Source organism: Aquimarina besae, from assembly GCF_042434905.1.
Taxonomy (GTDB): Bacteria; Bacteroidota; Bacteroidia; order Flavobacteriales; family Flavobacteriaceae; genus Aquimarina.
Genome location: NZ_CP170199.1, coordinates 220,179 through 241,823 on the forward strand (window position 1 = coordinate 220,179; position 21,645 = coordinate 241,823).

The window sequence follows — 21,645 nt, forward strand, 5'->3', positions numbered from 1 at the left end:
GAGGTATAAAAAAAATAAAGTATGCTTGTTTTAGAAAGATATTCTTATCTTGTTACTATTAGTTTTTGCCTATGATCAAAAGAATATCCTTTGTCTTTTTTTTATTTTTTATTCATTTGTCCAATGGTCAGGATATGACTCAGGGATTTAATTACCTGGAGAATGGTAATTATGTTAAAGCGAAAGTTTTTTTTAATGATATTCTTACTGATTTCCCGGATAATCGAACTGCAAAATTATGCTACGGTAGGGCGGTAGGTCTTCTTGGAGACTCCCAAGAGGCGGTCTCAATATTTACTGAATTAAAAGAAAAGTATCCTGATGATTTGGAAATAAAACTCAATTATGCAGAATCCTTGCTATGGAATAAAGACTATGAAAAAGCTGAGGCGTATTATGTTAAAATAATAGAAGAAAATTCAAACAGTTTTGCAGCTGTTCTCGGTTATGCAAATACGCTGTCCAACCTAAAAAAATATTCTTTAGCTCTTAAGACAGTAAATAAAGCTTTAGAAATACAAGAAGGTAATACTAATGCATTAATCTCTAGAAAATATATTCGATTAGGGTATGCTTTTACTTTATCCCAAGACAAACAATATGAAAAAGCTTTAACGCTGTTAGATCAGAACTTACAAGATTTTCCTGATGACAAAGACACTTTATTAAATAAGGCTAACATATATCTGGTTATTAATCAATATGCTGATGCAGAAGAAATGTACTATAAAACGGCGAAAAGCCCTAAAGATAGTATCATCTCTTTACAAGGTTTATCATTAGTAGCACATAAAAGGCATAAAGAAAAAAAGGCACTTGATTTAGCTACTGAATCTTTAACAAAAGCTAAAAAACTAGCCTCAGATAGCGAACTACTATTAAGCTCTTATGAACGGTATATACAGGCTCTTTTTTGGAATAGAAAATTTAAAGCTGCCAAAGCTGCTATTGATGAACTTCAGAATAAATATCCCGGTAATTCAAAATTATTAGGTTTGCAGGCAAGTTATGGAATGTATACTAGTGATTTCAGGATGAGTCTTGATCAATACAATAAAATTCTAGATTCTGACAAAAGTTCGTTTGATGGCAATCTCGGTATTGCTAATGCATACAGAGCTTCCGGATTAGATATGAAAGCTTATGAATTCGCTTTTAAAACACTGTCTTTTTACCCAAAACAACCAGATGCAGAAAAATTAATTTCTGACTTAAAAATTTCTCATACTCCATTTATCGAAAACAAAACGGCTTACACTTTTGACAATGGTAATAATGAGGCAATCAACACCAATTTTAACGTGGAAATTCCTTTGTCTACTAAGTTAAAAGTAAAAAGTAGTTATTCTTTTAGATCAACCGAGAACACCAGCACTAATGTTAAAGCAGAATCCAATGAAGCGTCTATTGGATTAGACTATAAATTTAGCGGCAAAGTGACCCTTAAAACTAATATAGGTTTTAATAGTTCTAATGCTGAAACAGATAATTATACCGGTATTATTGCAGAGGCTATCTTAAGTATTAAACCCTTTAAGCTTCAAAATTTGGATGTTGGATATAAAAGGGAGTTTCAAAATTTTAATGCAGACCTGATCGATAGAGAGATTATTATGAATAACTATTCTCTTAATTATAATTTAGGAACTAATTTTAATTTAGGTTGGTATACACAAGCCATATATACTTCGCAATCTGATGATAATACCAGAAACTTGCTATTTACATCCTTATATTACAATGTTTTAAATAGGCCTGTTCTAAAAGTTGGATTAAATTATCAATATATTTCTTTTAAAAATCAAGTTCCCACAATATATTTTAGTCCATCTTCATTTAATTTGGCGGAATTTTTTGGAGAGATTCTTAACGATCAAAATCAAAATTGGTTTTATAGTCTAAGTGCCGCAGTGGGTCGTCAATATGTCGAAGAAGATCCAGCTTCTACTACATTTAGAGCAGAAGGAAAGATAGGGCATCATTTTTCAAAGAGGTTCAAGGCTAATATTTATGGTAAGTATAGTAATATAGCCTCAGCTACTGCAGCTGGTTTCGAGTTCACAGAAATTGGTTTTAAATTAAAGTGGTACTTTCTTGAAAAACCTATTTTTGACAAAAAGATTATGAACTTAAAAACAAATAGCGAGAATCAAAACTGATCTCGCTATTTTCCCAAATCAAGAAACCAAAGGCCTCTACCTAACTGTGAATCTATTTATATATCTTTTACCGTCATTACAATTAATTTCATAAATATAGGTACCTACAAGCAAGGCTTCTCTTCTTACTTCTATCTGATTCTTAGAGTTTGTTCTGATATTACTCTTTCTTACCGCTCTGCCTAACATATCATATATCACTATATCAACTTCATTTTCCTGAGACGGTATTTGTATTGTAGTTTTTTCTGAAAAAGGATTTGGATAGTTAACTGTTCCTTCCACTATTTCCATTTGTAAATCTGGCGTTGACAAAACTTCATTAGAAAATTTTACGTTCTCTATATAAGCTTCAAAACTTTTATGAGAATTATAGTCTCCTTGAATAGAGAATACAATATTTTTTATGCGTAAACTATCAAGATTTCTGATTTTGGCGCCATCAAAATCGGATAATCTTATGATGTGATTTTTTATTTCGTCGCTTGCTTTTACAGTAAAGCGTAACCGATCTTCCCAATTTGCTAAATTCTCAGGCACTAAAATTAATTCTATATCCGATGTGCTTTTAAGATCAAATTCTATAGTTTGATATGAAGATATGTCCTTTGCCTGATCACCTGCTAAAATATTCCTGAAGATATTTACCGTTTCCTTAACCTCGCCAGAAACTCTCACATTTCTTTCAATAAGATAGGAGCTGTCATCAAGATCTTCTTGTGATTGCATTACTTCAAAATTTGCAATATTCGCTCCTTCTTCCAGATAATCTAAGCCCCAAGGACCATCTGCAAGATAAAGTACATCTTTCATGCTTGAATTGGTATTGCCAATTGATACTCCTATATCAAATAATTTACCAGAATTGATAACCAATTCTTGTTCATATTCTCCGGTAAGTGTAAAAGTTGAATCAATGGTGTTTTCTTCAGAAAGTTCAGTTTCTCGATAATTTCCGACAAAATGGATAGATCTTACCTTCGTTTTGTTTATAACTGTCAAATGTAACTTCCCATTCTCATAGTATCCTTTTTTAACAAATAGATTAGGTATTCTTTCTGATACATTGTAACTGATCAGATCTTTTTCTTCTTTTAAAGAGTCAATGACATTATTAGCTATATGAGCGACTTGTGGAACAGAGTTACCCCAAATTTGAAAATTTTGATACTCGCCAGATGGGTATTCATCAATATTCCATAGACTGTATAATATATTTTTATTTGTATCTGATTTTACAGAAAAATGTATAGCGTATTCTCTTTCTCCAGAGGCTCTTTTTAGTCTAGTTAAAACAACTTCGTGATTTTTGACTTTAACTGTGCGTATATCCTCAAGAACCGAACTATTTAATCGATCACAAATAGTCTTAGTGTGATTGTAAACTGATTCTGTTGTATGTATTGCCAATGCAGCAGCAGTTCTCTTATCTTGCTGATAATAATCTACAGAAAAGACAGTCTCTGCGTTAGTAATCCAGATCAGATCTTCTGGACTTGAAACGTGTGGTATTTCAACTCCCGATACACCAGTCTGAGGAAAATATTTTCCAAAGTTTATCCCGCTAGCAGATTTATAGTTTTCTGTATTAGGCGAAAACTTTTTCTGAAGCTTTTTTTTATTTTGTGAACTATTATTTTTTGTTCTTTTAAAATTACGTTTGGCGATAAGGTTTGCAAGTTTACCATTGCTTTCTAACCCTCCATTGTTAGCAGAACTCACGTCGGTAGCGCTTTTTATATCAGCAAAGTTCTGAGATTTAATAGCCGTAAACGGATTAGCGGTTACATAAAAAAGCGCATCGTTAAAATCATTATCACAAGATCCATAATCTCTCCTAATATCTTCAAATCCTAAGATGATTCTTTCATTTTCTACATCAGACAAAAGGACGTTATGATATCTTAGTGCTTGATCGGCTTCTGGATTATAGTCAGGGTTAGAAAATAACTGCCAGTGTCCGTATCCAACGGTACCATTTGACCATGCGTTTGCCAGTAAGACCCATCCTATACCAGTATTAGCAGAAAATGTTCCGATCTTAACCTTATTGCCTGGTTCTAATCCACCGCCGCTATATTTTTTTGAGACATTAGGAAAAATAATAGTGATTTCTTCAGGAGTAGGAATAGTGGATGGAGGGTTATTGATATCATACGTATAAAAACCCAAGACATTTTTATATCCTGCTCCTTCTCCAACAAATGTTACCCAGACATCAGCATCTTCTTCTAAAATAATATCGGTGTCATAACCTGAAGAAATATAATGTGGATTATAATCCGGAACAGGAAAACCTTCGGGCAAAGCATTAGCTATACTATCCAATAGCGCTTGTGTTACAGTATCATTTTCTACAAGATAGTCAGGTACACCCTCTGCATCGTAAGTTCCTAAGTAGTTATAATTTTGTGACCAGCTAACTAGATTGCTGATTAATAATAGTAGAAATAGTAAAATTCGTTTCATGATTCTAAGATTTGGTTTTATTGGATCAAAAATAAAATGAAATGATCCTGAAAATCTTGAAAAACGATGAGTAAACGGTTCCTTTCGGTGAATGGTAAGAAAGGGTAGATTTACTATTTAGTAGTAAAACGACTGAAGCTAGATTATAGTAGATTCAATCTTCTCATAAGCTCCGGACGATTAGAGCGACTAACAGGGATAACATCTTTAGCTATTAAAACACTATTATCTTCGATATCGATAATTTTCTTAGTGTTGATTATATATGATCTATGAATTTTAAGAAAAATATCATCTGGTAACTTTTCTTCTATTTTTTTCATAGTAGAATGTACTGTATAGTTTTGTTTTTCTGTTTTAACTGTTATATAATCACCTTTCGCTTCAATTAAATAAATACTGGATATATCTAGCTTGATAAGTCTCCTATCAATATTGATATATAGATCATTTCCATCCTTTATTTTAGTGTTTCCATCGGTAATCTCATTAATAGAAACATCCTCTTTGGGTGGAGTTGGAGTATTTTGTAATTTTTGTATAGACTTTAGAAAACGTGGCAATGTAATTGGCTTTACCATATAGTCTACGATACAATCATATTCAAAAGCTTCTAAAGCAAAGTTCTTATCAGAAGTAGTTAAAATGATTTTTGGAGGATTTTTAAGTGTCTGAATAAAATCGAACCCTGTAAAATCCGGCATATGTATATCCAGAAAGATAAGGTCAACTTCATTATGATTTAAATATTTGATTGCCTGAATTGCATTAGGAAATTGTTCTACAACATTTATATCATCCACTTGAGAACATAATTGTTCTATAATCATTCTGGCAGTTTCTTCATCATCGATAATAATACAATTCATAGTTGTAAACATTTAAATAGTAGTAAGAAAGTTTTCTATCGAATCTAAAATAAGCATAAATTCTGAGAATAGGGAATGTTCCCCGTCAAGTAATTCTTCTTCAAAATCTATTGTGGTTTGATACCCCTTTTCAAACCCAAGCATTCCTATTTTATGTTTTAATTTGTGTACATTTTCTGCTGCATCACCATACTTTTTTTCATGATAATTTTCTAGAAAGATATTTTTTTCTTCTGGAAACTCACGTTTTATAATCGTAATCAGTTTTTTTTTAAACGTTTCGGATCCTGCGGCTAATTCGTGGATATATTCTAAATTAGGTTTTTCAATCATTCATTCTTTTTTAAAGTAAAATAAAAAGTAGTACCAACTCCTATTTTAGAGTCTAACCAAATCTCTCCCCCATAATAATTCACTATCTTCTTTACAATTGATAGTCCTATCCCAGTTGATTGTTCTCCGCTGTCTACACTTTGAAAAATTTCAAAGATTTTTTTGTAATAACGTTCTGCTATTCCCTTTCCTGTATCTTTTACATACAGTTCCCAATGGTCTTTTCTCTCTTTTGATCCGATATGAATCTCTCCTGAATTTGCATCTATACTTTTTACAGCGTTATTAATCAAATTTTGAAAAAGCTGTCTAATTCGATTAGCATCTTTTTTTACATTAGGTAAAACATTATCAATAATAAATTCTATGGTATCTGGAGCGTGTATTGACTCTATCGTATCTTTCACAAGTTCGTTTAAGTCTATTACACTTTCTGCTTGCTCTTTTTTATCAATTAATGAATATTCAAGTATTCCATTAATAAGATTATCCATTTTGAGTAAATTTTTCTCTATATGATCTATGTGGCTAAGAACAGTACCTCCCATATTTTCGGTATCTTCCTTGATCCACGCTACTAATGCACTTACGTTCCTTAACGGAGATTTTAAGTCATGAGAAACGATTTGTGCATAATTACTTAATTCTTCATTACTTTTTTCGAGATCCTCAAGGATTTGAGCCCTTTGCTTTTCGAAAGTAGAAATTTGCTTAGCCTGTTGTTCGATTAAAGACGCCAATTCTAATCCCGTTAATTCTTGACTGGTCCCAGAATTTGATTTTTCTGTTTTATAACTAATGGATCTTAGCGTTTTTGTTGCATCATTTAAGCTGGAAATTACCAATCTTTGTTGTTCTGCTTCTTCTTTTAACTTTAGATTAGCATCATATAATTCCTGCGAACTAATAGACATTGCTCGTTGTAGCATAGTAAATTGTTCTTCATAATTATAGTATGATCTATCTATAGCATCTAAAAAAGATCCTAAATCAGAATTTTCTTTAAGATATTCCGGAAGGTTTTTTCGTATTTGCCGTTTAAGTAATGGATTCATATTCACTCGCTTAAAAGAGTTAATGTCATGGTCTGATTATGCAGTTCACACTTCATACTATTACTAAATGGTGCCAATTCTCCGTAAGAATAAAAACCAGTTATAGTAGCTCCTTTTCCAACAACCTCAATTACTTCTTCAATTTCTTCTTCTACCCGTTGGTCCATTACTAATTTTCGACCAATACAACTTACTAAAATGGCTAAATCTGGATTTTTCTTCCGTGTTTTCATACCTATTTCCGCTGCCTTAGCAGCTCCTTCCGCTATTTTATCAATATTCGCCATCATTAGCTGTACCACCGAACCTTCTGGAACATCTCCTGCCAAAATCATTGTATTATCTTTTTCATCAATTGAAAGTATGGTTCTAACTATTGCTTCCTTTTTGCCTTTTATTTTCACACTTAATGGATATAACAAAGCTGACTGAGGCAAGTCTGAAGCTTTATCGCCCAAGTATTTTTTATATAAATCTAATGCCGGTTGTTCATCTAATTCATATAAGACATTGCCATTTGATTTAGTGACAATTCGTTCTGGTCCAAAAGGAGTCCAACCACCAAACTGCGCACTGGTAATATCCAATTCATCACCATAAAATCCGATAGCAATTATTTCTCCTTCTTTTGGTGTACTATTATAACCGACTATTGTTTTTTCAAATCTTGCATCATCTCCACACAAACCTCCTGTAAATACTACCTCATTACCGATTGACTCTAATCCACTAATTAAAGCAGACCCGTTTACGAAACTACCTTCACTAAGTATAAAAACATGTTTTAAATTTGCAGTTGGTAATTTTTCCGATAATTTCTTTCCAGTAACGAAAGCATCTTTTTGGTGTTCAAGAATATTTTCGCGGACAATAGTAAACTCACTTTTTTCGAATTCAACTGCAGTTAAAGAGATAGAAGAATCAGAAACACTTTCATTTACAATCTCCCCTGCGGAAGAACCTATTACAATTTCTCCATCTGGATACATGTGGCGAATCTCATCAAAAATAATTGCATCTTCTAGTAAATATCTATTACCAAAAACCATCACCAGCGGCCTTTTTAATATACCATCATAGCCCTTAAGAGACTTCCATTTACCGTCTTTCTTTTTCTGGTACTGTTGTATTTTCATAATTAAATTATGTTTTAAAGATGCTTTTTTATGGTAAAATTAAATGTGGTTCCTTTACCCTCTTCTGATGAAACACTGACAGAACCTTCATACAAGTCAACAATTTTTTTTACGATAGATAATCCTACACCTGTTGACTCTTTAGATGGGTTTATGGTCTGAAAAACCTCAAATATTTTATTATGATATTCAACTGGAATACCGGGTCCATTATCCGAGAATTCGAATAACCAATATTCTTTATCTTCTCTACATGTTATTGTAAGACGACCGTTTTTTTTATCGTTGTATTTAATGGCATTTCCTATTAAGTTTTGAAACAACTGCTGCAATCGATATCTATCGCCTTTTATCACAGGTAGTTGATTTATGACTGAAATTTTAAAATGATCCGGTACAAATATCATTGCAAGGATATCTTCTACTATTTCATTAAGGTCAATACACTTGTCCTGAATCTGTTGTTTATCAATACTCGAGTATGCTAAAATACCTTCAATAAGGTTATCCATTTTCTCGATTTTATGAAGTAAGGAGTCAAAGGAATTCTGGGCACTTTGGTCTAAAACACTTTTGTAATCTTCTTTCAACCAATTAATTAAAGCGTTCATCCCTCTTAAAGGAGACTTTAGATCATGAGAAACTACATGGGCAAAATCATTAAGCTCTTTATTACTGATTTCTAAGCTTTGTAATAACTTCTCCTTTTGTTTCTCTTCTTCCAACTGACTAGTAATATCCCTTACAATACCCTGCGCACCGATAATACCTTTTTCGTTATTTCTTATGATACTAGCATTAATATGAACTGTTCTAACGCCTTTAAATTTTGTATATACTCTCGCTTTATAATCTGAAAAGGATCCTTCTGCTATTAACTTTTGAAATGAAGACATTGCATATTCAAAATCGTCTTTATAAATCAGTGATAAAACATTGACATTTTCATCTTTAATGTTGTACCCAAATAGATTTACTGCCGAAGTATTCATATCTAGGATATTACCGTTGATATCCATAAGTACATAAGCATCTACAAGATTATCAAAAACTCCCTGTAATTCATTTTTTTTAGTATCAAAAAGTTCTTCTAACTTATGATTTGCTGCTCTTAATTCCTGTGTAGTGTTATATAGTTCTCTGGATTTCTCTTCAAGAATATTTTCTGCTTGCTTTCTTGCTGCTTTTTCTCTTTTTAAAGCCCTTTCGAGGATACCAGAATCAATTTTATTCATGATGCAATTGAATCATAAATTTAACTTCTGTCCCGTCTTCTTTTATTTTCTCGAACGCTATACTTGCTTGCTTGTTAAAATGCGTAAAGGTCTTTTTCATCAAACCTAATCCGAAACTATACATAGCTCTACTTGATTTATAAACCATAATAAGCTCCGTTTCAGTTTTATTCAAAATCTCAAAAGTAGGTAATTCTGCTTCGGGGTATATCTTTCTTACTTCTACATGAATGTGATTTTCAATCGACCCCAATAATTCGAGTGGACTCTCATATTGATTCAATAAATCCCCATAATTCTTAGAAAGAACATCAAAAAAATGTTCGCCATAGATTAAAAGCAGATCATCAGTATTTATGTTGGTGTTAATACTCAGATTTGTAAGTAGACTTAACATTTCTGAAAATTTATACGTTCCTATAGAAGTATAAATTCCTTGAGAAGGAAGATTCGACTTTTCGATGATTCGATCAACCATTTCTAGACCAAACTTATCTTCCACTAGCTCTAAAAACTCAGTAAATACAATACCTTTCATAATTCATAAATGTAGGTTAACTATAAATGTGTAGAGTTTTCTGTAAGAAAATTTTGTGCTGGAATGTTATTTCTTAACATAGTGAACTCTCATTCCTTGTGGTATGAAAGTTACATTTTTTATGTTTCTTTACATAATAAAAAGTTGGTTTTTTCCCCAATATTCAACAAGAGCCTTTATTTTTTCAACGTAGTCTTCATATTTAAGAGGTTTCACTATGTAGCCCGCAATTCCAGCTTCATAACTCTGCTTCAAATCTTTATGATTATTTGAGGTACTTAAAATTACTACCGGAATATATTTTAATTTCTCGTTTGACTTTAAAATCTTGAGAAACTCAAGTCCACTCATTCTAGGCATATTTAAATCCAAGAGGATCAGATCTGGAAATTCTTCACGATTCTGGAGTATATCTAAAGCTTCTTCACCATTTTGAGCTTCTAACAACTTATATTGATAATTGTTTTTATCCAATACACGAACAAATTTTAATCGTTCTATCTCATCATCTTCAATCAACAAAAACTTCAAGGCTCTCATTAGGTTTAAATTAAGTTTTAATTCTATGGTATAAAATTCTTCTTTTCCATTTGTATTTCAACTTTATTTCGATAAATATTATTTAAGTGTCGACGAATGGAAGTTTACTGTAGATGAATAAAAATTTACATTGTTAATTTTTATGGATTTTATAAATCTTGAAGCAGCATCATATTCTTACTGTTCTATACTAAGGGCTTCAAAAGCGACCAGTTCCTGATCTTCGAATCTTGGTTTTACCATCATCGGATTACAACATACCTCACAGTCCTCTACATATTCTTGATAAAGAACCGAAGAATCCAATAACATGGAGATTTCTTCCCAACAATAAGGACATTGAAAAAAATGTTCGAACATATAAACTAAAATTCAATATTTAATAATTGACCTGTGAGTTGTAGCAATTGCAACTCAGCTAACTTAGCATCATATTTTGCCAACGTTTTATTGGTTTGGGCTTGTATCAGGTTAATTTGAGCTTGTCTAAATTCTATAGAGGTGATTTGACCTAAATTAAATCGTTCTTTAGAGCGCTCAAAATTGTTTTGATTGGTCAGGACATTTTGTTGCTGTATTTCATACACCTTTAAACGATTTTCATAATTACCCAAAGCATTTGCAATATCTCTTTTTACCTGTTGCGCTACTTGCATTTTTGCTAATTCCTGATTATCTAAAGCAATTTTGGCATTCTTAACTCTAGTAATTGTTCCACCACCATCAAACAAATTCCAGCTTAAACTAACACCTGCTGCCAATGTATATGTATCTCCGATATTTCCTGGAAAAAACGCAGAGGGTGGATTTCTACTTTCGTTCCAGCCATAAGATCCGGTTAAACCCACCGTTGGTAAATATCCGGATTTACTTACTTTTAGGTCGTAATCACTTATCCTAATATTAGCTTCATTTTGTAATAGCGTCACATTATTTTCAATTGACTTTTCCAAGTAACTATCAATTTCTAATCTTGAAATGAAACTAACAATAGTGTCTACTGTAAACTGTTTTTCCAACTGATTGTCAACAATCACATTTAGATCTCTTTTGGTATTCCTTAACTGCTGCTTTAAATTCAATAGATTAATACTGTCATTTGCTACATCTACCTCTGCATTTAGAACATTCAGCTTCGTGTTTTGTCCATATTCAAATTGATAACTCGATCGGGTTACACGTTCTTTGGAAATACGTAAAGTTTCTTCCAAAATTTGTTCGTTTTCAGTAAGGCGTGCTACTTCATAGTACACAGAAAACAACTGCAATAATGTATTCTCTATGGTTTCTCTTGCCTGCAAGCCTGTAAGATTATATTGTTCCTTTAATCTTTTGTAATTATAATAACGTCCTAGACCATCAAACAGGGTATAATTAAGATTGAGAGCAGCATTATATCGCTGTGTTTCGGCACCTAAGATTTCAATATCTTCCCTTGGAAGTCCTGTATCCGGATTAATTGCCCCAGGAAATGAAGTAGTAGAAGATGTCTCCTGATAATTTGCACCTGCATTTGCGGCCAAGGTTGGTAAATAACCTGAGTTTAATATTCCTTTGTTATTTTTAGCAGCTTCTATATTATTAGTAGCTATTAGGATTCCATAGTTATTTTCTAAGGTTAGTCTAATAGCTTCCTGTTTACTTAACTTTTGGGCAAAAATGTTGCTTCCGACCATAAATAATAACAACATAAATCCGGTTATATATCTATGCTTGTAATTCGAGTTGCTCTTCATTTTCCTCTTTTTGTTCTTTTATAGCGCGTTCTACTTCTTCTTTGGTTATTTTATTACCTGTGGCCAACCACTTGGTCCCTACTTTCAACTTGTTGCTAAACGACAAAAATAATGGTAGTACCAGTAAAGTAAGTACAGTTGCAAACCCAATTCCGTACGCTATTGAGATTGCCATGGGAATTAAAAATTTTGCTTGGCGACTTTCCTCAAAAATTAACGGTGCTAATCCTGCAATAGTAGTTAAGGATGTTAGAAATATGGCTCTGAAACGAGATTTCCCAGCCTCAAAAATTGCATTGTCGAATGTCATTCCATCCCTTAGATTACTGTTAAATTTTCCGATAAGTACCAATCCGTCATTAACCATGATTCCTATTAGAGCAATAATACCCAGTAAAGACAATATATTAATCGGAAAACCGTGAATCCAATGACCCAATGCAACAGCTGGAAGGCTAAGCGGTATCAGAAGCAAAAGCAGCAATGGCTGACTATAACTTCTAAAGGTAAATGCAATCGTAATATAAATCAGCGCTAGGGCTGTTAGACCAACAGGACCAAGTGATCCAAGAAATTTACCAGCTTCTCGATTCTGACCTTCATACGATGGAGTAACTGTAGGATATTTTGCGATAATTTCTGGCATGATCACAGATCTGATTTCGTCTAAAATATCTGTAGAACTTGTAGTCTCAGGATCTTTTAAGTCCGCGGATATTTGAACTTCTCGTCTACCATCCAAATGGTTTACTGCTACATCTCCTCTTTCAATAGAATAGTCTACAATTTCATTTAGAGGTACTCGCTCTCCTGAAGCCGTAGAAATTCGCATATTATCGAGATCCAAGATAGAAGATCGATTTTCTCGATCATAACGAACCCAAACACGTATTTCATCTTGGCCTCGTTGAAATCGTTGTGCCTGTACTCCGAAAAAACCACCTCTTACCTGCGCCATTACGTCTCTTAAATTAAGACCTAATGCATATGCACTTTCTTTGAGTTCTAACCTTATTTCTTTAATCCCAGCCGGATCGTTATCCGCAACGTCTTTTAACCTGGAGTCATTTTCCAACACTGTTTTAAATTCTTCTTTGGCTGCTTTTAATTCTTTTATGTTACTTCCTAACAGAGACACTGAAACCGGACTTCCTCCAAAATTTCCACCTGATCCAAAAATCAGTCGTTCTGTCCCGAAAACAGGCCCCACTTTTTCCCGAATGCGATTCGCTACTAATCCAGAATTTAATTCATTTGGGCGTTCTTCTCCCGGTAACATATTGATCCTTAAAGAAGCATTTGAAGACGAGGTAATACTCCTTATAATATTTTCAAATAATTTTTTGCCTTCATAATCTTCTCCGGTTAAATATTCTTTGCTTAATTCTTCATTAACGATCCAAGCTTTTTCTTCTATCATAGAAATAATAGAATCCGTTATCGTTTCATTCGTTCCATTAGGCATCCCTAAATCCACCGATATTACATCACTGGCAATACGAGGAAAAAAAGAAGTCCTTACAATACCTCCACCAACACTGCCGATGGTAAATATGAGAATTACTATAAAGATTGAAAAAGTAAAGAATTTATGTTTTAAAGCAAACCCAAGGGTAGGGCTATACATATTATCACGTAACCATCGCATGATCTTATCTCCAAAGGTATTGACATAACGCAGTTTCGAAAATAATTTTGCTATCCCTCTTTTAGGTTTGTTATCTTCTGCTCTTAAAGCTTTAGAATGGGCCAAATGGGCCGGGAGAATGATTAAAGCTTCTACCAATGAGACCGCTAGGGTAAGAATCACGATTACGGATACCTCTCCAAAGAAATCACCAATACGACCATCTAAAAACAAGAAAATTCCAAATGCTATAATAGTCGTCAAAATTGCAGAAACGATTGGCGGAATCACTTCCATTGTACCATCAATCGCTGCCTGTATTGGAGTTTTTCCTTTTTCGTAGTGTTGATAGATATTTTCGGCTATTACGATACCATCATCTACTAAAATACCAATAACAATGATCATCCCGAAAAGCGATAATACATTAATGGTTACATTAAAATATCCTGCGAAAACGAACATTCCTAAAAAGGCAATCGGCAAGCCAAAAGCCACCCAAAATGCTAGACGGGTATTTAGAAACAAGGATAAGAAAACCAGTACCAACAGCATTCCGATAATCGCATTTTCTGTAAGCAGTTTGGTACGTTGTACTAAAGTAATAGAACGATCACTAATTACGTTAAGCTGAACATTATTATACTTTTCATTGAATTCTTTTATGTATTCTTTTGTTTTTTCTGCCGAAGAAATCAAATCTTCGGTATTCGTACTGGTTATTTCTATATTAACCGATAAGTTACCATTAAAATAAGATGCATTTGGAGATTCAGAAAAACGATCTCTAATTTGGGCAACATCTTTTAATCTGATGGTTCTTCCGGAAGGTTCTGCACGTATGATCAAATTTGCAAGTTCATTAGCATAATAAGATCGATTATTTGCACGAATGAGATACTCTTCTGCATTTGTTTTAATAGTACCTCCGGTAGTTAAAATATTTGCCTGGGTTACAGCCTGTGCGACTTCATTAAAACTAAGCCTATATGCCAATAGATTATTTTCATTGACAGCGATCTCAATTTCCTCATCTGGATATCCACTAATACCAATCTGTGATATACCATCAATTGCTCTAAGATCATTTTCAATTTGCCGTGCGATTTGTTTTAATGTACCCAAAGGTATTTCGTTACCGCTTACCGAAAAGTTTATCGTCTGCCTGATAGCTTCTTGTTTAGATACTACAATAGGTTCCATTCCTGTGGGAAACGTTGGCACTCTATCTACAGCATTCTTCACTTCGAGAAGCATAAAATCGATATCTTTTCCTTTTTCGATTTCAACATTAATGCTACCACTATTTTCTCTAGAGGTCGATGTTACTCGTTCTACACCTGCTAATCCTTTAAGGTTATCTTCTATTTTGAGAATAATCCCTTCTTCTACTTCTAGGGGTGAAGCACCGGGATACACCACGCTAATGCTAATGTTTTTAGAATCCGTAAGTGGAAAGAAAGATGACTTTAGTGAAAGTGCTCCATAAACTCCAAATACGATAAATGCTATTACAATCACATCGACAGCAACGTGATATCTGATGAAATAAGAAATAATCTTACGCATAATTACTTATTTGGAATTTGTACTGATTACATTACTATCAGCAGCGGTAGTTTTCTTTGCTTTATCCTGATATACTTTTACCAACATTCCGGCATATGCCCCGGGTACGGGCTTGTTTAGAATCACATCCCCATCAGGAACTCCTGATAATACCACTTTTTTATCAGAAAAGTGTACAGGCCTCACATTAATCATATCAAGAATACTATCTCTAACCACAAAAATCTGGTCACCTTCCTGTAGCAAATTACGATCAATCTCTATAGCGTTTTCCGCTTTTCTGGCGTTTAAATTTGCCTCTAAATACATCCCCTCTTTTAATGAAGCATCTTTGACCTCAATAAAAGTTGTAATTGTTTGTGTTGCCTGATCTACACTACCATTTATTCGTGTTACAATACCTGTATAAGAGTTTGATTTATCAAGGTCTGTAAGTATCACTGATTCTCCTATCTTTAATAAATCAGAATATTCTTTTCCAACAGCCACCTCGATTTCATATGCACTGGTATCAATAAATTCTCCTAGTTTTTGTCCCTGACGAATCAAAGTCCCTTCTGTAACTAACGCTTCTGTTAACACTCCGGAAAAGGGTGCAGAAATTATATATTTCGACAATCGCTGTTCTAGGTTTTTTACATTGTAATAAGTTGTATAAATATTTCGACCAGTGATAAAATACTTTTCCTTTTCTGAAGAAGTTTCCGGAAGTTCTGGAGTTGTTTTGTTAATGTCGAAGTTTGTTAGATAATTTTGCCATTTGATGTAAATATCAGGATAGTCCAATCTTAAATCAGGCATTATAGAGGTAATTAGGTTATAGAGATTACTTTTGGCAGATTGTACAGATGCATAATACTCTGAAGCATCTATTCTGATTAAAGTTTGTCCTTTTTGATACTGTTGACCGGTTTTAAAAAGTTTAGAACCACCCTTAAAAACTCCTTGTACTTCAGAAAACAATTCTAACCTTCGTTTAGCTATCAAATTACCATTAGCGCTAATTCTAATGGGAACAGCACCATTTTTAACCGTATCCACAAAAACGGTTTTTACCACTTTAGCAGTCCTAGGTTTTATACGCGTTTTACTATCAATTAATTTTTTGGCACCAAATAAAGCTCCAACAATAAGCACTAAACCAAGTATACCAAGTATAATGTTTCTCATAGATTATTTTTGTTTAAGCCTGTGACTTAAAAAGTTACACAAATCTATCAACAACCGACGTTTGTTGCAGTTAAAGAACTCATAAAAAACAATCCACTGTTTAAAACTAAAAAAGACATCTAAAATGATTAGATGCCTTTTTACTATTTATACTCTTTAGTTTGATTAATCTGCTATATCAGCAATTTTAGCTTTAATTTTTTTTAGTGCATTAATCAAATTTTCAATTTCTTCATCACTCAGGCTTTCTTGAACTGCGGGGATGAGATTGTACATAATCGGAATAACCTTTTCTATAACCTCTTTACCATAATCAGTTAAAAAAATCCTATTCACTCTTCTGTCATTCTCATCGCTTTTTCTAACTACCAGATTTTTACTTTCCATAGTATTTACCAATCTGGTCATAGAAGTCTTATCTCGATGAGTAATAAAAGCCAAATCATTTTGTGGTTGTCCATCATTTACTTTTAAACGCTTCAAAACACTCCATTGCTCCTTTGATAAATCTAATCCATGTTCGCTAAATGCTTTCTGAACTAAAAAACCAAAATCGTAATGAATCTTTCCAATCCAAGACAAAGCATGGGCATTTAAATCGATGGCTTTTGTATCATTCATACATTGTATAATTTAATTTACAACTGCAAAAATATTCATAAATATCCAGTTGGACCTGATACAAACGGCAAAAAATTATTATTAAATATTGGATTTACCTGATCTTAACCTTAAGGTAACATTCTCAAATTCAAGTATCTTTAAAATAGTGCCATTTGAAATATAAGAGTCGCATTTTACACTCCCATTTTCAGATAATCTTTTAATTTTATTTCCCAATAATGATTTTACGATAGTGTATCTATTTCTTCCTGCAGTATTTCCCATTTTTCCATCAATGAGGCTAGTTGATCCTTTTTTGCCTGGTATTTATCAAAAAAATTAGGTTGTGCAATGGTTTGATCGTAATTTATTGCGAGCTCCACGTCAATCTCTTTGATCTCTTTTTCAATTTTATTGATCTTTGATTCAACATTACTGAGCTTATTATTGAGCGATTTTAATTTTTTTTGGGTTTCGTACGATTGCTTTGCTGTTTCTTTAGTATCTAAAGCAGGCTTTTCCTGCTTATCTTTCTTTTCGATCTCACGAAGATCATCTACTTTTCTTTGTTCCAGATAATAGTCGATATCTCCAAGATATTCTTTGATTTGTTTATTTTTAAATTCATAGACAGTATTTGTTAATCCCTGTAGAAAATCCCTATCATGTGATACCAAAATCAATGTCCCCTCAAAACTCTTGAGTGCTTCTTTCAGGATATTCTTGGATTTAATATCTAGATGATTGGTTGGTTCATCCATAACCAATACATTAAAAGGTTCTAAAAGCATTTTACATAGAGCCAATCGATTGCGCTCACCACCAGATAAGACTTTTACCTTTTTATCTACATCATCTCCTCTAAACAGGAATGCTCCGAGCATATCCCGGACCTTACTTCGTGTTTTTTCATTTGCAGCATGAATCATGGTATCGTGAATAGTTAGCTCTCCATCCAGATATTCTGATTGATTCTGAGCAAAATATCCTATTTGCACATTATGACCTAGTTTTAAACTACCGGTATGTGATATTTCATCTATTATGATTTTTGCTAAGGTGGATTTTCCTTGGCCGTTCTGACCTACAAATGCCGTTTTCGAACCTCGTTCTACTAATAAATTAATATCCTTTAGAATCTCTTTTTCGCCATAGCGTTTACCTACCTTCTCTGCTTCGATTACCACTTTACCGGGCTGAACACTCACGGGAAAACTAATATTCATTACAGCATTATCATCTTCATCCACTTCTATACGTTCTACCTTATCTAACTTTTTGATAAGGGATTGTGCCATAGAAGCTTTTGTAGCTTTAGCTCTAAATTTTTCTATGAGTTTTTCAGTTTGCTCTATTTGTTTTGATTGGTTCTTTTGAGCTGCTAACTGCTGGTCTCTTATCTCCTTTCGAAGTACCAAATACTTTGAATAAGGTTTGTTGTAATCATAAATTCGTCCTAATGATATTTCGATCGTCCTATTGGTTACATTATCCAAAAACATTTTATCATGAGAAACGATCACCACCACACCGGGATAATTTTTTAAAAAGTTCTCCAGCCATATGATCGATTCTATGTCCAAATGATTTGTTGGTTCATCTAATAATAGAATATCATTATTTTGTAATAAGAGTTTTGCCAATTCAATTCTCATACGCCAACCTCCTGAAAAAGTATCTGTAAGCTTGTCAAAATCCTCTCTTGTAAACCCCAAACCCTGCAGTATTCTTTCGGTTTCTCCCTGATAATTGTACCCACCAAGAATCTCATATTGATGCGTATGATCACTTAAATCTGTTATCAGCTGACTGTAGCTTTCACTTTCATAATCCGTGCGCTCGGCAAGTTGTTCGTTTATCGCATCAATTTCTCTCTCTATCTTTTTGATTTCTGTAAATGCTTCATATGACTCATCTAACACCGTTCTTCCTAAAACAAAATCAATATCTTGTTTTAAAAAGCCAATCTTTACTTCTTTATCCATAGCAATCTGACCAGAATCCGGTTCTTGTTCTTTAGATAAAATCTTTAGCATTGTGGATTTTCCCGCTCCATTCTTTCCTACTAGACCTACTCTGTCTCCTGCACTTAATCTAAAGGCTATTTCTTCGAAAAGATATTCTCCTCCAAATGAAATTGAAAGGTTGTGTATGTTTAACATCAGCTTTTGAATATTTTCTGCAAAGATGACTAATTTTGTAATAGAATAAAAGAACTATGAGCTTCTTAAAAGGAACTAAAATCTACAGTATCTTTACAGGTACGTGTCCTGTATGTCAGAATGAAAGTATGTATAAGGAAGTAAATCCTTATAAATTAGGAAAAGTATTTCAAATGCACGAACGGTGTAGTCATTGCAATACTAAATATAAGATAGAACCTTCTTTCTTTTATGGAGCGATGTATGTAAGTTACGGTGTAGGAATCGCTTTTGCTGTAGCTGCCTTCATCATTGGTCATTTATTTCTTAAAATGGGCCTACTTCATACTTTTTTTGCCATAGTCGGCACCCTTATTATCTTTTTTCCAATAATCCTGAGAATATCAAGAAATATCTGGATTAATATTTTTATGCATTACGGAAAGAAGAAAGACTTATCGTAATCCTTCAAAACGCTTTATGTCAATCTCTTTATCCAGAGGCTTTTTATTTTCAATATAGTCGTAGAGTTTATCTGCCGCATAGGGACCTATTAAGATACCCCGACTACCAAGTCCATTCATAATATGCATATTTTTATACTTGGAATGGGTGCCTACCAACGGTCTTCGATCTCTGGTCGTTGGCCTTATTCCTACTTCCTGATCTACTATTTGATATGGTACCTTTAGAAAACGTTCTAATTTGTTTTGTAATTCTTGTCTGGCAGATGCTGTAATCGTCTGATTTTTATCCTGATTGTTATAAGTAGCTCCTACTTTATATAGGTCATTTCCTAGTGGAATAATAAATATCGATGATTTTACAGCCTCCTTTAGTTTAAGTTCCTTTGAATGGATAGTTATATATTCTCCTTTATTTCCATTTAAAGGCAAATGGTTAAAAAAAGGATTATTCTTAACTCCATATCCTTCAGAAAAAACAATATTTCTAGCCTTAATGTCTTGGTAGGTGATACAATCCTCTGAAACTTCTAATTGATCGTACTTAAAAGATTCTTTTTTTAGTCGATTCTTTTTTTCTATGAATTGCAGATATAATGCCAACATCTCTTTTACATCGATCCTTCCAGTATCTTCTACTCTTCCGTAATGAAAAGAAACATCTAAAGCACTATTTTCGTTTTTAACTAAATCGGAAGAAAGAAACTCACTGAGGATAGGTTTATCACAAGCTTCAAACCATAGATTTTGTTCTTCAACATTATTAAATCTTCGTAAAACAGAAAGTTCAGAAACTAAAGGTTTTGCTAGAGTATCTTGGATTTTTTTATAAAACGGAATTGCCAACGTCATTTGTTCTGAAGCTAACCATGCCGCTGTAAATCGTTTCAAAATTACGGGGTTGTACAATCCACCAGCTACTCTGGAAGAATTCTGAGAAAAATTTTCATAAATCACATACGATTTATTGTTATTTTCCAATTTCTCTACGAAGGCCAATCCTGCCAATCCAAATCCAACAACTATATAATCTACCATAGATCAAAAATAAAAAACGCCCAACAAAAATGTTGAGCGTTTGTATATTATTTAGAAACATCAAAGTTTTAGTAACTCCACATATCCATTTCGAAATTTCTGATACTCTCTTTAATTCTCTCGCTTTCCAGCAATTGCATAAGCGCGTTATCTATAATATAGTCATTAACTTCTCGGTCACCCTGAATGTTATCTTCTTTATAAATAACAGAATTAAATCGTCTTGCATTGAGCACGTGGTCATAAGTAAAAGGCATAGAAGTATTTTTTCTATTAAAAGCCTTAGCCTTATGAAGGATCTCTCTTACATCCGGATACCAAACCCAAAATAATGGTACCATATCCGGCTCATCATCATTTAGGAAGTTTACATCCGGTGCCACAGGGGCAATACCCAATAATCGATATCTTAATTCTCCCTGACGCTTATCAAAATACCAATATCCTCTAATTTGATATTCGGCGATATCAGCAGCACCAATTGAAGTTACTTCAATATATTGCGGATCAACTGGCTCACCTGCATTATATTGCTCATATCCTAAATCAAGTGTATCGATTTTAGACAATGTACTACTAAGATCACTTAATGTTCTGGTCTCTGTAAAATATGAATCTGCATAAATTTTCTTAATCTTACCATTTTTAACATTTGTGAGCAACACATCATACAATGCACGTCTATCCGCTCCAATATTAACCGTATCAATTGGATAATATAAAGGGAAGTTAATACGCTCATCAAGATCAATTGTCTCCCAAGTTGTTTTTGCCCAGAGCACATCACGCTCATCAACATACCCGTATTCTAACGGAAGATCATTATCCAACTGAATCTGCTCAATTGTTTTCTTTCCGATATCTTCGGGGCTATCAGCATTTAGAATGTTAGCCTGACCAAATGAAAACAAGGTCACGAATAGGCCAAAAACAGTTAATAACAAATTTTTCAAATTCATAATT

General features: G+C 33.4%; 18 protein-coding genes. 2 read left to right on the forward strand and 16 right to left on the reverse strand.

Annotation, left to right across the window (positions count from 1 at the left end; all coding sequences use genetic code 11):
* Positions 1–71 precede the first annotated feature (71 nt).
* A complete protein-coding gene (locus ACE94K_RS01035) occupies positions 72–2,159 on the forward strand; it encodes a tetratricopeptide repeat protein (RefSeq protein ID WP_378178679.1) in 2,088 nt (695 codons plus the stop codon).
* Between the two features lie 36 nt (positions 2,160–2,195).
* On the opposite strand, the gene ACE94K_RS01040 is transcribed toward ACE94K_RS01035, so the two are convergent.
* The 14 genes from ACE94K_RS01040 to ACE94K_RS01105 form a co-directional block, all read right to left on the reverse strand.
* Positions 2,196–4,628 carry a DUF4114 domain-containing protein gene (locus ACE94K_RS01040; protein WP_378178682.1) on the reverse strand — a complete coding sequence of 811 codons (2,433 nt, stop codon included), beginning with the start codon at positions 4,626–4,628 and terminating at the stop codon, positions 2,196–2,198.
* Between the two features lie 143 nt (positions 4,629–4,771).
* Positions 4,772–5,497, reverse strand: coding sequence for a LytR/AlgR family response regulator transcription factor (locus ACE94K_RS01045; RefSeq protein WP_378178685.1), 726 nt, complete (start codon positions 5,495–5,497; stop codon positions 4,772–4,774).
* 12 nt (positions 5,498–5,509) lie between these two features.
* Positions 5,510–5,830 carry an Hpt domain-containing protein gene (locus ACE94K_RS01050; RefSeq protein WP_378178688.1) on the reverse strand — a complete coding sequence of 107 codons (321 nt, stop codon included), beginning with the start codon at positions 5,828–5,830 and terminating at the stop codon, positions 5,510–5,512.
* Entirely contained in the window at positions 5,827–6,885 is a 1,059-nt protein-coding gene (locus ACE94K_RS01055) for an ATP-binding protein (protein WP_378178691.1), read from the reverse strand. Before ACE94K_RS01055 ends, ACE94K_RS01050 begins: the two co-directional genes overlap by 4 nt.
* A gap of 2 nt (positions 6,886–6,887) precedes the next feature.
* Complete coding sequence (locus ACE94K_RS01060) at positions 6,888–8,021, reverse strand: FIST signal transduction protein (RefSeq protein ID WP_378178694.1); 1,134 nt, start codon at positions 8,019–8,021, stop codon at positions 6,888–6,890.
* A 14-nt stretch (positions 8,022–8,035) separates the two neighbouring features.
* A complete protein-coding gene (locus ACE94K_RS01065) occupies positions 8,036–9,256 on the reverse strand; it encodes an ATP-binding protein (RefSeq protein WP_378178697.1) in 1,221 nt (406 codons plus the stop codon).
* A complete protein-coding gene (locus tag ACE94K_RS01070; RefSeq protein WP_378178700.1) occupies positions 9,249–9,794 on the reverse strand; it encodes a heme NO-binding domain-containing protein in 546 nt (181 codons plus the stop codon). The genes ACE94K_RS01065 and ACE94K_RS01070 overlap by 8 nt, the downstream gene beginning before the upstream one ends.
* Before the next feature lie 129 nt (positions 9,795–9,923).
* A complete protein-coding gene (locus ACE94K_RS01075; protein ID WP_378178703.1) occupies positions 9,924–10,334 on the reverse strand; it encodes a response regulator in 411 nt (136 codons plus the stop codon).
* Positions 10,335–10,511: 177 nt separating this feature from the next.
* Positions 10,512–10,694, reverse strand: coding sequence for a CPXCG motif-containing cysteine-rich protein (locus tag ACE94K_RS01080; RefSeq protein WP_378178706.1), 183 nt, complete (start codon positions 10,692–10,694; stop codon positions 10,512–10,514).
* Between the two features lie 5 nt (positions 10,695–10,699).
* Positions 10,700–12,070: a TolC family protein gene (locus tag ACE94K_RS01085; RefSeq protein ID WP_378178709.1), complete on the reverse strand. Its 1,371-nt coding sequence runs from the start codon at positions 12,068–12,070 to the stop codon at positions 10,700–10,702.
* Positions 12,042–15,266 (reverse strand): efflux RND transporter permease subunit, encoded by a 3,225-nt coding sequence (locus tag ACE94K_RS01090; RefSeq protein WP_378178712.1) that lies wholly within the window; start codon positions 15,264–15,266, stop codon positions 12,042–12,044. Before ACE94K_RS01090 ends, ACE94K_RS01085 begins: the two co-directional genes overlap by 29 nt.
* Before the next feature lie 6 nt (positions 15,267–15,272).
* Entirely contained in the window at positions 15,273–16,436 is a 1,164-nt protein-coding gene (locus ACE94K_RS01095) for an efflux RND transporter periplasmic adaptor subunit (protein WP_378178715.1), read from the reverse strand.
* Between the two features lie 165 nt (positions 16,437–16,601).
* Entirely contained in the window at positions 16,602–17,057 is a 456-nt protein-coding gene (locus tag ACE94K_RS01100) for a MarR family winged helix-turn-helix transcriptional regulator (RefSeq protein WP_378178718.1), read from the reverse strand.
* 227 nt (positions 17,058–17,284) lie between these two features.
* Entirely contained in the window at positions 17,285–19,201 is a 1,917-nt protein-coding gene (locus ACE94K_RS01105; RefSeq protein ID WP_378178721.1) for an ABC-F family ATP-binding cassette domain-containing protein, read from the reverse strand.
* A gap of 56 nt (positions 19,202–19,257) precedes the next feature.
* On the opposite strand from ACE94K_RS01105, the gene ACE94K_RS01110 reads away from it, so the two are divergent.
* Positions 19,258–19,644, forward strand: a complete 387-nt coding sequence (locus ACE94K_RS01110; protein ID WP_378178723.1) for a DUF983 domain-containing protein — start codon at positions 19,258–19,260, stop codon at positions 19,642–19,644.
* On the opposite strand, the gene ACE94K_RS01115 is transcribed toward ACE94K_RS01110, so the two are convergent.
* Together ACE94K_RS01115 and gldN are read right to left on the reverse strand one after the other, a co-directional pair.
* Positions 19,636–20,682 carry an NAD(P)/FAD-dependent oxidoreductase gene (locus tag ACE94K_RS01115; protein ID WP_378178726.1) on the reverse strand — a complete coding sequence of 349 codons (1,047 nt, stop codon included), beginning with the start codon at positions 20,680–20,682 and terminating at the stop codon, positions 19,636–19,638. The two genes, ACE94K_RS01110 and ACE94K_RS01115, sit on opposite strands and share 9 nt — an antisense overlap.
* 68 nt (positions 20,683–20,750) lie before the next feature.
* Entirely contained in the window at positions 20,751–21,641 is an 891-nt protein-coding gene (gene gldN, locus ACE94K_RS01120) for a gliding motility protein GldN (protein WP_378178729.1), read from the reverse strand.
* Positions 21,642–21,645: the final 4 nt, after the last annotated feature.